The organism is Stappia sp. WLB 29, from assembly GCF_023507705.1.
Lineage (GTDB): Bacteria > Pseudomonadota > Alphaproteobacteria > Rhizobiales > Stappiaceae > Stappia.
Genome location: NZ_JALBGD010000009.1, coordinates 45,997 through 60,370, shown reverse-complemented (window position 1 = coordinate 60,370; position 14,374 = coordinate 45,997). Strand labels below are relative to the sequence as shown.

At 67.3% G+C, this 14,374-nt stretch carries 13 protein-coding genes and 1 pseudogene; 10 read left to right on the top strand and 4 right to left on the bottom strand.

Annotated elements, in window-relative coordinates; translation table 11 throughout:
- Positions 1–96 precede the first annotated feature (96 nt).
- Positions 97–1,176 (top strand): annotated as a pseudogene (locus MNI96_RS22015) (adenylate/guanylate cyclase domain-containing protein); the annotation flags it as partial.
- Positions 1,177–1,220: 44 nt separating this feature from the next.
- Here the strand turns inward: MNI96_RS22015 and MNI96_RS16465 are convergent.
- A complete protein-coding gene (locus MNI96_RS16465) occupies positions 1,221–1,979 on the bottom strand; it encodes a DUF599 domain-containing protein (RefSeq protein ID WP_249694918.1) in 759 nt (252 codons plus the stop codon).
- 53 nt (positions 1,980–2,032) lie between these two features.
- Here MNI96_RS16465 and MNI96_RS16460 point away from each other — a divergent pair, with 53 nt between their 5' ends.
- The gene (locus tag MNI96_RS16460; protein WP_249694916.1) at positions 2,033–2,281 is read left to right on the top strand and encodes a hypothetical protein; all 249 of its coding nucleotides are present in this window, start codon (positions 2,033–2,035) and stop codon (positions 2,279–2,281) included.
- 925 nt (positions 2,282–3,206) lie between these two features.
- Positions 3,207–3,623 carry a rhodanese-like domain-containing protein gene (locus MNI96_RS16455; protein WP_249694914.1) on the top strand — a complete coding sequence of 139 codons (417 nt, stop codon included), beginning with the start codon at positions 3,207–3,209 and terminating at the stop codon, positions 3,621–3,623.
- 3 nt (positions 3,624–3,626) lie between these two features.
- Here the strand turns inward: MNI96_RS16455 and MNI96_RS16450 are convergent, their stop codons facing one another.
- On the bottom strand, positions 3,627–4,211 hold the full coding sequence (locus tag MNI96_RS16450) for a hypothetical protein (RefSeq protein WP_249694911.1): 585 nt from the start codon (positions 4,209–4,211) through the stop codon (positions 3,627–3,629).
- Positions 4,212–4,319: 108 nt separating this feature from the next.
- Here MNI96_RS16450 and MNI96_RS16445 point away from each other — a divergent pair, with 108 nt between their 5' ends.
- From MNI96_RS16445 to MNI96_RS16425, 5 genes are all read left to right on the top strand, one after another.
- A complete protein-coding gene (locus MNI96_RS16445; RefSeq protein WP_249694910.1) occupies positions 4,320–4,967 on the top strand; it encodes a glutathione S-transferase family protein in 648 nt (215 codons plus the stop codon).
- Positions 4,968–5,116: 149 nt separating this feature from the next.
- Positions 5,117–6,724, top strand: coding sequence for a carboxyl transferase domain-containing protein (locus MNI96_RS16440; protein WP_502960351.1), 1,608 nt, complete (start codon positions 5,117–5,119; stop codon positions 6,722–6,724).
- 63 nt (positions 6,725–6,787) lie between these two features.
- On the top strand, positions 6,788–8,713 hold the full coding sequence (locus tag MNI96_RS16435) for an acetyl-CoA carboxylase biotin carboxylase subunit (RefSeq protein ID WP_249694908.1): 1,926 nt from the start codon (positions 6,788–6,790) through the stop codon (positions 8,711–8,713).
- Positions 8,714–8,824: 111 nt separating this feature from the next.
- Positions 8,825–9,352: a c-type cytochrome gene (locus MNI96_RS16430; RefSeq protein WP_249695210.1), complete on the top strand. Its 528-nt coding sequence runs from the start codon at positions 8,825–8,827 to the stop codon at positions 9,350–9,352.
- 135 nt (positions 9,353–9,487) lie between these two features.
- Entirely contained in the window at positions 9,488–9,922 is a 435-nt protein-coding gene (locus MNI96_RS16425) for a DUF1489 family protein (protein ID WP_249694906.1), read from the top strand.
- Positions 9,923–9,968: 46 nt separating this feature from the next.
- Here the strand turns inward: MNI96_RS16425 and panC are convergent, their stop codons facing one another.
- Entirely contained in the window at positions 9,969–10,835 is an 867-nt protein-coding gene (gene panC, locus MNI96_RS16420; RefSeq protein ID WP_249694904.1) for a pantoate--beta-alanine ligase, read from the bottom strand.
- Between the two features lie 153 nt (positions 10,836–10,988).
- Here panC and MNI96_RS16415 point away from each other — a divergent pair, with 153 nt between their 5' ends.
- On the top strand, positions 10,989–11,735 hold the full coding sequence (locus MNI96_RS16415) for a vWA domain-containing protein (protein ID WP_249694902.1): 747 nt from the start codon (positions 10,989–10,991) through the stop codon (positions 11,733–11,735).
- A 105-nt stretch (positions 11,736–11,840) separates the two neighbouring features.
- Entirely contained in the window at positions 11,841–12,551 is a 711-nt protein-coding gene (locus tag MNI96_RS16410) for a DnaJ domain-containing protein (RefSeq protein ID WP_249694900.1), read from the top strand.
- A 47-nt stretch (positions 12,552–12,598) separates the two neighbouring features.
- On the opposite strand, the gene MNI96_RS16405 is transcribed toward MNI96_RS16410, so the two are convergent.
- On the bottom strand, positions 12,599–14,188 hold the full coding sequence (locus MNI96_RS16405) for a serine hydrolase (RefSeq protein ID WP_249694897.1): 1,590 nt from the start codon (positions 14,186–14,188) through the stop codon (positions 12,599–12,601).
- Between the last annotated feature and the right edge of the window lie 186 nt (positions 14,189–14,374).

The window sequence follows — 14,374 nt, the reverse complement described above, 5'->3', positions numbered from 1 at the left end:
GGCCTGCACGCATCCAGTTCGCTCGTGCCCTGTGCGGTGCGGGTCGGCCGCCGGTATTGCGGATGCCGGCGCAGCAACGCCGAAGGGACGCCGCGCATGACAATCAGTGCAAGTCTCGTCGCCGCCGAGGTCATGGAGTGGCTCCATGGCGATGCGGTGCAGGTGGAGGAAGTCTCGACCTTGATCGAGACGCTGGCGATGCGGCTCAACGAGGCCGGCATCCAGGTCGACCGGATCGCCACCGGCATTTCCGTGCTGCATCCCAACGTGCGGACGGAAGGCATCACCTGGACGGCGGAGAAGGGCATCGAGCTTCGCCGCTACATGGAGACGGCGGAAAGCATCAAGGCCTACGACAACAGCCCGTTCAAGGTGGTGTTCTCCGAGCGGCGCAGCGTGCGCATCCGCCTGCGCGCCGGTGGCGATCTGCCGGCCTACGGCATCGTGCCGGAGCTGCTGGAGGCCGGATACACCGACTATATCGCGCTGCCGCTGCCGTTTTCCGACGGTTCGGTGAAGGGCGTCACCTTCGCCACCCGTCGCTATGGCGGGTTCACCGGCTCGGAGATCTCGTTGCTGGAGACCATCGCCCGGCCGCTGGCGCTCTTGTGCGAGCTCTACACCCTGAAGCGCATGAGCCACACGCTGCTCGACACCTATGTCGGCCGGCGTGCGGGCGCGCGGGTTCTGGCGGGCACGGTGACGCGCGGCGACGGCGAGACGATTTCCGCCGTGGTCGGCTTCTTCGACCTGCGCGGCTTCACCGAACTCTCCAATGCCATTCCCGGCGACAAGCTGATCAAGCTGCTCAACGCCTATTTCGACGCGGTCACCCGTGCGGTGGAGGCGCATGACGGCGAGGTGCTGAAATTCATCGGCGACGAGGTGATGGCCGTCTTTCCCTATGGCTGCGACGAGAGCGCCCGCGGCGCGGCGCGCCAGGCCTTGCTGGCAGCCCGCGAGGCGAGCGCGGCGATCGCTGAGATGAATCGCGACTGCTGCGCCGAAAAGCCGCCGCTGCGCGTCGGCATCGCCCTGCATGCGGGCGACGTCTTCTTCGGCAATGTCGGCGCCGAGGCGCGGCTCGACTTCACGGTCGTCGGACCGGTGGTCAACCTTGCTTCGCGCATTGCCGGGCTGACCCGCGACCTGGAGCAGGACATTCTCGTCTCGGAGGCCATCGCCGACCTCATGGGCTGCCATGCCGGGGGGCTCGGCAGCTATCGGGTGAAGGGGTTCGAGGAGCCGGTCTCCGTCTTCATGCCGCCCGCCGGCTCGATCGGGGCGGACGGCAGCTGGTGCAATGCGGCGGCCAGCGCCCTGGCTCTCGAGGCGAACTGACGGCGGGCGAGCACGCAGACGACGAAGAGCGTGGTCGCCATGAACAGGCGCGGGTCGGCGAACCAGCCGAGATAGCCGACCGAGAAGAAGAACGCCCGCTGGCCGCGATTGAAGTGGGTTCCGGCGAGCACCATGATCCCGGCCGCCTTCTCCGCAAAGGCGTGGCGGAGCGGTTCGGGCGCGTTCTCCTCCGGCATCGCGCCCATCAGGATCGTGGCGTAGTTGAACAGCCGGTAGGCCCAGCCGAACTTGAAGAACGCATAGGCGTAGATCAGCGTCAGGCCGATCACCTTCAGCTCCCACAGCGCCGGGTTGCCGCCGCCCTTCAGGCCGAGGTCGCCCATCATCTTGAGGATCGAGTCGGTCGAGGTGAGCAGGGCGAAACAGCCGCCGATGGCCAGCAGCGAGGTGGAGGCGAAGAAGCCGGTGCCCTGCTGCAGACCGGCGGCGATCCCCACGTCCATGATCCGCACCGGCCGGCGGCTCATCATCTCCATCCAGCCGCGGCGGTGCATGTTCATGTGGTGGGAGAGGGTGCGCGTCTTCAGCGGCGACAGCTCGACCACCACGTTGAAGCACAGCCAGGCGGCGATGAACCAGGCCAGCGCCGCCAGATCCGTTCCGGCCAGATCGATCATGCAGGGTCTCCGCGCTTGCGTTGCGTTGCTTGCGAAGTCTGGCTTCGTGCGCGGTGCGGATCAACCACCGTCCGGCGGTGGTCCACGGTCGGGAGGGCGGCGGCCTGCCGCGGCGGATCCCGCGTTGCGGCGGCGCCATCAAGGAACGGACGAGCGTCACTCACGATATTTCCGGCAACATGCAGCAGGCGCATGCGGGGGTCGTCGCGATCAGCGGCAACATGCAGTCGCTTTCGGCGGAGACCGAGCGGGTCGAGCAGGCGACGGTGAAGGTACGCGAGGCCTCCCGCTCCATCGCGTGAGGAGACCTGTGGGCCTTGCTGGCCGAGTGACAGCCCGGCGGCTGGGTCGTGCCGGCCGCCGCCGGACAAGACCTTTCGGATCGGCGTCCCGTCCGGTTCGTTCACACGATCTGGCTTAGGACCCTGTGTCCATGTTCCCGTAGCCGGCGAGCAGCACTCGCCTTCGCGCAAACTCCCGGCAAAATAACCGGAGTCAACTTTCAGCTTTATCAGGGAGCCTGTATCCCCGTTGGCTGCGTGTCCGTTGACTGTTTGTCTGCGCCGGTCGCTTATCCCCGTTTTCGCGGCGCAATGCGGGATTGCGATTTCGAGAGGCGAGTCTCGAAATTTCGCAAAAGTTGATGCGGATTTCGGCGAATTTTGAGAGGCTCGTCGCAATTTTTCGAGGCGGTTCCTCGCAAAATTCCCGAGAGGATTGGGGTGGTTCATCGAACTGTCATGCGTGACGTGCAGGTCAGCTCGCACATTTTTTGCGCTTGCGAAATAATTGCCAAATCGTTAAATCCAGCTTCGGACCGAACGCGGCGCGGGGGCAAAACACGCGCCGCCACACTCGGGCAACAAGGATCTTCATGGACGAACAGGTTCAGAAATCCTGTTGGGGTGTAACGGCTTGGGTCGTTCTCCTGGCAGGTGGCGCGCTTGCGCTGATGTATGTGTTCGGCGGGGATGTCACCCCCGCGACCGTGGCCATCGCCAACTAGACGATAGAGCGCCCGCGAAAAGCGGAGGCGCATGGCGGTCACGTCATCGAACTGCAGGAATTGCGAAGGGCGCGGAGAAATCCGCGCCCTTTTCGCGTCTTGCGGCCGGGCGCGGGGGCGTTGCCGGCGGGGACAGGGCTTGCCCTGCGGCGGCGGCTCGGCAAACATGTCGGCCTTGCCCGGGAACCGGGCGGAGCGTGCCGGAGTGCAGGGAGAGAGCGATGGCGGGACAGATCACCAAGGGATACAAGGCCTTGCTCAAGGAGGCCAATGCCGCCGTCGAAACGCTGGAGGTCGGCGAGGCCGTGGCGCTGCATGGCGATCCCGGTGTCGTCTTCGTGGATATCCGCGACATCCGCGAATTGGAGCGCGAGGGCCGCGTCCCCGGTGCCGTGCACGCGCCGCGCGGCATGCTGGAGTTCTGGATCGACCCGGAAAGCCCCTATTTCAAGCCGGTCTTCGGTGAGGACAAGCGGTTCGTCTTCTTCTGCGCCGCCGGCTGGCGTTCGGCGCTGGCGACCCATGCCGTGCAGCAGATGGGCCTTGCCCCGGTCGCGCATGTCGCCGGCGGGTTTTCTGCCTGGCGGGAGGCCGGCGGGCCTGTCGACCTGCCCGGAAGTGCGCCGAAAAAGGCTTGAAGATCAGTCGGGTAGCGTTTCGACGCCGAGAGGCGCCTCGCGGGCATTGCCGCTGCGCGGGCGCGCCCGCGGGTCCACCGTCTGGAACATCATCTGCCGCATCACGGCGATGCCGGACGGGGCGCTGGACAGCAGCCCGCCATAGCTTTCCGGTCCGGCCTCGAAGAGGATAAGCAGCACCGGGCCGATCCCCTGCCAGTTGACATCCGCCCCCCAGGCGAGCACGTCGGCGGCGCTCTCGCGGCCCGCGAGGGCGATGGCATCTTCGCGCGACAGCGACATCCCCTCGCTATGCGGCCAGGCGATCCGCGCCAGCCCGTCGGGAATTCTCCATAATTTCAAGGAGGTACCGATGTCGAGCAGCAGCTTTTCGTCGTTCTCCCGACGTTCGATATACACGATGCGCTGGGTGAGCTCTCCCGGCTGCACCTCCAAACGCGCCTCGTTTCCTCGCATCACGGCGGTGTTGGCCACGCGGTAGGCCTGGCCTTCCGCGATTGCGGGGAGAACCGCGCCGGCCATGACGGCGAAAAGCGGCATGCTCGCAGCGAGCGCCAGTTTGAAGGCTTGCAACACGAACGGGATCATCGGACCTTGCCGGAGCGGGGGATCGAGGCTGTCAGTCTATCCCTGTCAGATTTACGAAGGATTGCGTGATGCCGGCGTTATTGCGCCGAATTGTCAGGGAGACAGTGCATGAGACTGGTGATCGGCAACAAGACCTACTCCTCCTGGTCGCTGCGGGCCTGGGCGGCGGCGAAGCTCTCCGGCCTCGCCTTCGATGAGGTGCTGGTGCCGCTGGACACGCCGGAATTCGCCAGTCGGGTCAGGGAGGTCTCTCCGGCGGCGCGGGTGCCGGTGCTGGTCGATGGCGACCTTGCCGTATGGGACTCGCTGGCGATCATCGAGTATCTGGCGGAACTTGCCCCCGCCGGCCGGCTGTGGCCGCAGGACCGGGCGGCGCGCGCGCGGGCGCGCTCGATCTGCGCCGAATTCCATTCCGGCTTTCCGGACCTTCGCGGGCATTACCCGATGAACCTGCGGCGCACGCCTTCGCCGCATCCGCGCTCGCCCGACGCGGCGAAGGACATCGCGCGGGTTTGCGAGATCTGGCGGGAGTGCCGCAGCGCCCATGCGGGGCAGGGGGATTTCCTGTTCGGCGCCTTTTCCGCCGCCGACTGCTTCTTCGCGCCCGTCGTCACCCGCTTTCTCACCTACCTTCTGCCGATGGGCGAGGTCGAGCGCGCCTATGCCGAGGCGGTGATGTCGCATCCGATCCTGGTCGAGTGGCGGGAGGGCGCGGCGACCGAAACCTGGGTCGTCGATGCGGACGAAGTCGATTGATGTAACGACAAACAATTGATTTTTTTTATGAATATGGATGGTATTGACTAAAACGTAAGCGTCATTCACTGTCCGTCGCAGCATGAAACCGACAAGCTCGGGAGGGGCGTCCGCCGCCCCATCCCGACAGCAACCGGGGGGACGACCAGTTGGCGATCCTGCGCAGCAATTCCACGACCCACGGGCCGGAGGTGGAGGCCAACCGCGCCGCGTGGGCCGGACTTCGCGCCGACCTTCTCGACAAGCGCCGCACCGCCGCGCTCGGCGGTCCCGAGCGGGCGCGCCAGCGGCACCTCTCGCGCGGAAAGCTGCTTCCGCGCGAGCGCGTCGCTCGCCTGCTCGATCCCGGCAGCCCGTTCCTGGAAATCGGTGCGCTCGCCGCCCACGGCCTCTACGACGACGCCATCCACGGCGCCGGGCTCATCACCGGCATCGGCCGGGTGTCGGGCCGCGACTGCATGATCGTGTGCAACGATGCCACCATCAAGGGCGGCACCTACTATCCGATGACCGTACGCAAGCATCTGCGGGCGCAGGAAATCGCGATGGAGAACCGGCTGCCCTGCATCTACCTGGTCGATTCCGGCGGTGCCAACCTGCCGAACCAGACCGAGGTCTTTCCCGACCGCGACCATTTCGGCCGGATCTTCTTCAACCAGGCCAACATGTCGGCGATGGGTATCCCGCAGATCGCGGTGGTGATGGGGTCGTGCACCGCGGGCGGCGCCTATGTGCCTGCAATGTCTGACGAAACCATCATCGTGCGGCAGCAGGGAACGATCTTCCTGGCCGGCCCGCCGCTCGTCAAGGCGGCGACCGGCGAGGAGGTCTCGGCCGAGGATCTGGGCGGTGCCGAGGTGCATACCCGCGTGTCCGGCGTTGCCGACCACTATGCGGTCGACGACGATCAGGCGCTGGCCCAGGCGCGTCGCATCGTCGCCAATCTCAACAGCACCAAGGCGCCGGACCTGGCGCTTGCTCCCGTGCGCGCGCCGGCGGTCGACCCGCGCGATCTCGACGCGGTCGTGCCGGTCGACCTGAAGAAGCAATACGATATCCGCGAGGTCATCGCCCGCATCGTCGACGGCTCGGAGCTCGACGAGTTCAAGGCGAATTACGGCACCACGCTGGTGACCGGTTTTGCCCGCATCCACGGTATCCCCGTCGGCATCATCGCCAACAACGGCATCCTGTTTTCGGAATCGGCCGTGAAGGGCGCTCATTTCGTCGAGCTGTGCTGCCAGCGCCGCATTCCGCTGCTGTTCCTGCAGAATATTACAGGCTTCATGGTGGGGCGTGAATATGAAGCGGGCGGGATTGCCAAGGACGGGGCGAAGCTGGTCACGGCTGTCGCTTGCGCCAAGGTGCCCAAGGTCACTGTAATCGTTGGCGGATCCTATGGCGCGGGCAACTACGGCATGTGCGGGCGCGCCTATGCGCCACGCTACCTGTTCATGTGGCCGAACGCGAGGATATCCGTGATGGGCGGCGAGCAGGCGGCCAGCGTTCTGGCCACCGTCCGGCGCGACAATATCGAGGTCGACGGCGGCAGCTGGAGTGCGGAGGAAGAGGCGGCCTTCAAGGCGCCGATCCGCGAGAAATACGAGGCGGAAGGCCATCCCTACTACGCCACGGCGCGCATGTGGGACGACGGCATCATCCTGCCGGAGGAGACCCGCACGGTGCTGGGGCTCGCCTTCTCGTCGACGCTCAACGCGCCGGTGCCGGAGACCCGCTTCGGCGTCTTCCGCATGTAATCCCCGTCGCGGGGCGCCTATGCGGCCCCGCTCGCCTTGCCCTTTTCAACGAGGACCCACCCCATGCTGGACTCGGTGCTGATTGCCAATCGCGGGGAAATCGCCTGCCGCATCATCAAGACCGCGCGCCGTCTCGGCCTGCGCACGGTCGCCGTCTATTCCGAGGCCGACCGCGACGCGCTGCATGTGCGCATGGCGGACGAGGCGGTCGCCATCGGTCCCTCGCCGAGCTCGGAGAGCTATCTGGTCGGCGAGCGCATCCTGGAGGCGGCCAAGGCGACCGGGGCGGCCTCGATCCATCCGGGCTACGGCTTCCTGTCGGAAAATGCCGCCTTCGCAGAGGCTTGTGCGGAGGCCGGTATCGTCTTCGTCGGGCCGTCGGCGTCGGCGATCCGCGCGATGGGGCTCAAGGACGGTGCCAAGGCTCTCATGGAGAAAGCCGGCGTGCCGGTGGTGCCGGGCTATCACGGCGAGCGGCAGGAAGCGGAGTTCCTCAAGCAGAAGGCCTATGAGATCGGCTATCCGGTCCTGATCAAGGCGGTGGCCGGCGGCGGCGGCAAGGGCATGCGCCGCGTGGACAAGGCGATCGAGTTCGAGGCCGCGCTCGCCTCCGCGCAGCGCGAGGCGAAGTCCGCCTTCGGCGATGCCCGCGTGCTGATCGAGAAATTTGTCCTCAACCCGCGCCACATCGAGATCCAGGTCTTCGGCGACGGCAAGGGCAATGCCGTGCACCTGTTCGAGCGCGACTGCTCGGCGCAGCGCCGTCACCAGAAGGTGCTGGAGGAGGCGCCGGCTCCCGGCATGACGCAGGAGACGCGCGCCGCCATGGGTGCGGCCGCCGTCGCCGCGGCCAAGGCCGTCAACTATGCGGGCGCCGGCACCATCGAGTTCATCGCCGACGGCTCGGGCACGCTGCGGCCGGACGGGTTCTGGTTCATGGAGATGAACACCCGCCTGCAGGTCGAGCATCCGGTCACGGAGATGATCACCGGCCAGGATCTGGTCGAGTGGCAATTCCGCATCGCCTCGGGCGAGGGTCTGCCGCTGTCGCAGGACGAGATCTCGATCAGAGGTCACGCGGTCGAGGTGCGCCTCTATGCCGAGGACCCGGACACCGGATTTCTGCCCTCCACCGGCCGGCTCGACCTGCTGGAACTGCCTGAAAGCGAAGGCGTTCGCATCGATACCGGCGTCGAGACCGGGGCGGAAATCTCCGCCTTCTACGATCCGATGATCGCCAAGCTGATCGCCTACGGCCCCGACCGGCAGACGGCGCTCGACCGGCTTGCCGTACAGTTCGACCGTTCGCTGATCGCCGGCCCGAAGAACAATCTCGCCTTCCTGGCGGCGCTGGTCGCCCATGAGGAGGTGCGCCGGGGCGGCTTCGATACCGGCCTCATCGACCGCGACCTTGCCCGGCTGACGGCCGGCGAGGTCGGCGAGGAGACCATCGCCGCGGCGGTGGCGGCGCTCGTGCTGCCGGAAGTGCCGGCGGAGACGTTCGGCTGGCAGGATCCCTTCGCAGCGACGAATGCGTTCGAACTCACCGGCCGCCGGCAGACCGGCGTGCGGGTCGAGGTCGACGGCGAGCCGCGCGAGGTCGCCATCGAGTGGCGCGGTGGCACCGCTTCCGTCGCCGGCGGCGAGACTTCCGGCGCGGGCCGCGTGGTGCGCAGCGACCGCGGCACCTACGCGGTGGAGGCGGGGCGCGCCGTGCGCGTGACCCTCGTCGATCATCTCGCCCGTGTCGCCGAGGACGCGGAGGGCGCGTCCGCGGTCAAGGCGCCGATGCACGGCAAGGTGATCGCCGTCGATGTGGCGCCCGGCGACCGGGTGGAAAAGGGCGCGCGGCTGGCCGTGGTCGAAGCGATGAAGATGGAGCATGCCATCACCGCGCCGCGCGACGGCACCGTCGAGACGGTCTTCGTTACGGAAGGTGCGCAGGTCGACCAGGGCGCGCCGGTGGTGGCGCTGGCGGACGAGGACTAGGCCATTTTCGACGGAATACCCTGCGTCAGGTGACGGCCGTCACAGCGTTTGCCCGCCGGAAGACGCATGGATTCCGCCGCGGCCCGTGAAGCCGCATTGACGGAGGGAGCCATGCGGTTTTTTGGGTTTGCCAATGGTGTTTTGGTTGCCGCGCTTGCGGTTGCATCCGCTCAGCCTGTCGCGGCCGGGTCGGGCGATGCGGTCGAGCACGGCCGTTATCTGACGGAAATGATGGGCTGCAACGACTGCCACACGCCGGGATATTTCCTTGGCAAGCCGGACATGGCACATCGCCTGTCGGGCTCTGAAGTGGCATTCGAGATTCCGGGAATGGGGGCTTTCGCCGGCCCCAACCTCACGCCCGACAAGGCGACTGGACTCGGCGCGTGGTCGGATGCGGAGATCGACAGGGCGATGCGCACCGGCGTGCGGCCGGACGGGCGCACCCTGGCTCCCAGCATGCCGTGGCGCTCTTTCGCCTCGATGAGCGAGGAGGACATGGCGGCGATCATCGCCTATCTGCGTTCGCTTCCCGCGGTGGAGCGCAAGGTGCCGGGTCCTTTCGGACCTGGCGAGACGTCGGACACGTTCGTGATGCGGATCGTGCCGCCGGGCGCGGTCGTTTCTGGAGCCCCGTAAGGGCCGGCGGGCACGCATTTGGGGCGCGCAGGCGGGTTGCTTGCGCACCCCTCGTCGCCCATCGCCTGTGCATAGCGGGCAGGGCGGGGGACTTGCGGGTTTGCCGGCGCGCTCGGAGCCCTATAACAGGGGATCATGCCGCTTCATCTTCTCAAGCTCTGCGTCGGCGTCGACGCCATCGAGGATCTTCAGGCCTGGATCGATTTCCGCCTGGAGGAGAAGCGCGCGCGCGGCGAGCCGGCCGAGCAGTATCACACCACCAGGATGGTCCCGACCCGGCGCGAGGAGTTGCTGGACGGCGGCTCGCTCTACTGGGTGATCAAGGGCACGATCCAGGCGCGCCAGCACCTCGTCGACATCCGCCCCTTCACCGATGCGGCCGGCATCAAGCGTTGCCAGCTGGTGCTGGAGCCGGTGCTGCACCCGACTCGGCCGCAACCGCGCCGCCCGTTCCAGGGCTGGCGCTACCTCAAGGCGGAGGATGCGCCGGCGGACATCCGCAAGCTCTCCGGCGGCGGCGACATTCCGGAGGCGATGCGCCGGGAACTCGCCGAGCTCTGTCTGATCTGACGCGCTCTTTCTTGCGAAATCCGCAGTCCGCTCAGGCCCGGTCCGCTCAGGTCCAGCCGGCGGCCGGACGCGCGACGGCCATATTGTCGATCAGCCGCGTCTTGCCGAGCTTTGCCGCAACCAGCAGCCGGGCGCTTAAGCTGTGGGGTCCCACGGGGGCTAGCGTTGCGGCATCGCACAGCTCCAGATAGTCGACCGAAAAGCCCCCCTTGGCGAGCTGCGCCGTGCCGTCTGCCAGCACCGTTTCCGCCGGCTCGCCGGCCTGGATCCGCGCGATCGCCTGCCTCAAGACCTGCGGGATCAGCGCGGCCGTCCGGCGGGCATCGGCATCGAGATAGCGGTTGCGCGAGGACATGGCGAGGCCGTCCGCCTCGCGCACCGTCGGCGCCCCGAGGATCTCCGTCGGGATGCCGAGATCGGCGACGAAGCGGCGCACGACGGCGATCTGCTGGTAGTCCTTTTCGCCGAACACGGCGATATCGGGCAAGGCGGCGAGCAGCAGCTTGGCGACGACGATGGCCATGCCGTTGAAGAAATGCGGGCGGGTGATGCTCTCCAGTCCTGCCGACGGTCCGCCGACGGTGATGCCGGTGGCAAAGCCTTGCGGGTACATCTCGGCGACCGCGGGCAGGAACACGCCCTCGACCGACAGCTCCTCCAGCATGCGGATGTCGGTCTCGTTGTCGCGGGGATAGGCGTCGAAATCCTCCGTCGGGGCGAACTGGGCGGGATTGACGAAGATCGAGACGATGACGTGCCCGGCCTGTTCGCGGGCGGCGCGCACCAGCGACAGGTGGCCCTCGTGCAGGGCGCCCATAGTCGGCACCAGCGCGATGCGATGTCCGGCGGCGCGTGCGGCAGCGACGCTCTGGCGCAGGTCTGCAACTGTCTCGTGAACCCTCGGCCTGGTCATGTCTTGCGGTATCCTCCCGGTTCCGGCGCGCCGTTCCGTGCTGGCGCCGGATACGGTGTTTAGCGTCTTTTGCGGTCGCGGTTTGGATTTTTCCGCAATGGGCGCCATATCAAAGATGACTGACTGCAAAGCTTGTTCGAACGGCGAGGAGGAATGGTGGACGACGACCGCAGGATGGAGACGACGCGCAGCCGCGCCCCGGCCGGGACGAGCGAGGGCAAGGCCCCTGCGCCCTCCGCCAAAAGCGAGATTTCCGCCTTCATTGGCGCCGCCCAGGCGACCCGCGATGTCGCGACGGCCGGGCGTCTGGTGATCGCGCTGGACGCGACGATGAGCCGGCAGCCGACCTGGGACCGGGCCTGCATGATCCAGGGCGAGATGTTCACTGCCGCCGGCAAGGTCGGGCGGCTTGCCATGCAGCTCGTCTATTTCCGCGGCTTCGGCGAGTGCGCCGCCTCCAAATGGGTGGGTGACGGCGAGGCGCTCGCCCGGCTGATGACCCGAATAGACTGCCGCGGCGGCCAGACCCAGATCCGCAAGGTGCTCCGCCACACCATCGACGAGACCCGCCGGCGCAAGGTGCAGGCGCTCGTCTATATCGGCGACTGCGTGGAGGAGGATGTCGACGCTCTGTGCGCAAGGGCCGGGGAACTCGGCCTGCTCGGCGTGCCGGCCTTCATCTTCCAGGACGGGGCGGACGCCCATGCCGAGACCGCCTTTCGCGAGATCGCCCGGCTGACGCGCGGCGCGCATTTCCGCCTCGACGGCTCGTCGGCGCGCGAGCTTGCCGAGTTGCTCAAGGCGGCGGCGGTCTATGCTGCGGCCGGGCGCGAGGGGCTGGAGCGGCTGACGCGCGGGGGCGATGGCGGGGCGAAGCGGCTGCTGCAGCACCTTGGCTGAGATCCGACGCGGCTGAGGTTAGCTGCCGCGAGCGGGCGCTCCCGCAGGGGCGCGATGGGCACTATAGTGCCGGCACCTGCAAGATTCCGAAAGACGAGGACAGGTATGGGATTTTTCCTGCTCGGCATCGGGCTTCTGGCCCTGCTGCTGACGCTTGCGCATTACACGACACGGGCCAATCCGTCCGATCTCGTTCGCCAGATGAAGACGGCGGGCGGCGTCGTTCTTCTCGCCGTGGCGGTGGCGATGCTGTTCTTCCGGCGCATCGATCTGGCGATGCTGGCCGGCGGCTTCGGGCTGACGCTGCTGGGCCTGCGGCGCGCCCACGGGTTCCGGCCGGCAGGCGAGGGCCAGAACGGCGAAAGCGGAGCGACCTCGACGGTGCGCTCCGCTTTCCTGGAGATGCGTCTCGATCATGACAGCGGTGCCATGGCGGGCGAGGTTCTGGTCGGCCGCTTCGAGGGGCGAACACTCGACAGCCTGTCGCGCGAGGAGCTTGCGACCCTTTACGGCGAACTGTCCGGGGATCCGGACAGCCGCGCCCTATTTGAGGCTTATCTCGACCGCCGGGAGCCCGGCTGGCGTGTAGACTTCGAGGCGGATGCCGCAGCGGGGCATGGAAGCCCGCCGGGCGCGGGCGCCATGACCGAGCAGGAGGCCTACGAGGTTCTGGGGCTTTCTCCCGGCGCCGGCAAGGCGGAAATCCGGGCGGCGCATCGCCGTCTTATGAAACGCGTCCATCCCGACCAGGGAGGGAGCGGATTTCTCGCCGCCAAACTCAACGAGGCGAAGGACCTGCTTCTCGATCGTCATTGAACTCACCAGTACGCGTGACAAGTTGATCTGGGTGATGGGCTGACGTCCTACTGATACACGGCGTAGCAGTTGAACCGCTTCTGCTTCAGGTCGCGGCAGGCGTTCCAGGCCGCGGTCTTGGTTTCGAACCCGACGAAGCGGGCGCGATAGAGGGTGGCGCCGCCGGAATCGACCGGCTCGGTATAGGGGTCGTAGCCGCGCAGCTTGGAGCCGAGCGCACCCTGCGCCTTCTTGAGCATGCTGACGGCCGCGTCCTCGCTTTCGGCAGCGGCGATCTGTACCTGCCAGCCCGGCATCGGGTCGGCGGCGTTGTTGGCGGCAACCGTAACCGAGGCGTTGGCCGGTGCGTCCGGCAGGTCGGCGGTCACGGGTGCCTGCGCCGGAGCCGGATCCGGCAGGGCGGTGGCCATCACCTCGTCGCCGAGCGCGGCGACGCGGATGGTCTGGGTGCGCACGGAGCGCACGGCCGGCGAGCGCGGTGCGGCGACCGGCTGCGGCGCCAGGTCGGCAGCGGCGACCTGCATCGCCTTGCGGCGCAGGATGGCCTTCAGGTCCGGCTTCTGCGGCACCGGCGCGATGGAGCCGGTGACGATGTCGGAGGCGCTTTCGGTTGCACGGGCTGCCGGGGCGGCAGGAGCCGCCGGCGCGGCGACCGGAATGGCGGTTGCCGGCTGGCTGAGAGCTGCGACGCGCATCAGCTGTTCCTGCGGCTTGAGGCCGGGCACGGGCACGTTGCGCAGCTCGGCGAAGGCCAGCGGCTTCGGCGTCACCTTCGGCGTACTGGCCGGGGTCTCGGCGCGGGCCACCAGCATCGGCGCGGTGCGCTTGCCGCGGGTCGCCTTCGGCAGGTACTGCGAGATCAGCTTCTTCATCTGGGCATTGCGCGAGGCGCCGGTGCGCCCGCCCATCACCACGGCGACGATGTGCCGGCCGCCGGTGTTGACGCTGGTGACCAGGTTGAAGCCCGAGGCGCGGATATAGCCGGTCTTGATGCCGTCGACGCCCTTCACGCGGCCGAGCAGCCGGTTGTGGTTGCCGTAGCGACGACCCTTGTAGGTGTAAACGCGGGTGTTGAAGTATTTGTAATACTTCGGGAACCGCTCCTGGATTGCGCGGCCGAGCAGGGCCATGTCGCGGGCCGTGGTCTTCTGCCGGTTGTCCGGCAGGCCCGACGGATTGTGGAACGTGGTGCGCTTCATGCCGATCTGGCGGGCGGTGCGGGTCATGCGCTGCGCGAAGGCCGGCACGGAACCGCCGACATTCTCGGCGACGACGACGGCAACGTCGTTCGCCGACTTCGTCACGAGCGCCATGATCGCGTCCTTGACCTTGATGCTGCTGCCCGGCTTCAGGCCCAGCTTGGACGGCGGGCGGCTGGCTGCGTACTTGGACACCTTCAGCGGGGTCTGCAGCGACATGCGGCCGGCCTCGAGCTCCTCGAACAGGACGTAGAGCGTCATGATCTTGGTCAGCGAGGCCGGGTAGCGGGCCGTGTCGGCCTTGTAGCTGTACAGGGTTCGTCCCGACTTCACGTCGACGACGATCCCCGAATATTTCGAGTTGGCGAAGGCGGGAGCGGAAAGCATCGCGGTGAGGGCCAGAGCCACTGCGGCCAGAAGCGCTCCCCGGGTTCCCATTGCAAATGCGCGTCCGACGCGCCGCACACCTTTACTCAGCACAATTTTACCCCACTCGGGTCCAGGTGTTTCGTTTGCGTTGCGATCCGGATCCCTGCCAGCCCCGGCCGGATGCCCCGCGTCTTGCCTCATCATGCCCGAAATACGGTTACGAATGTCCAAACACGACCACTGCGCGAAACCGGT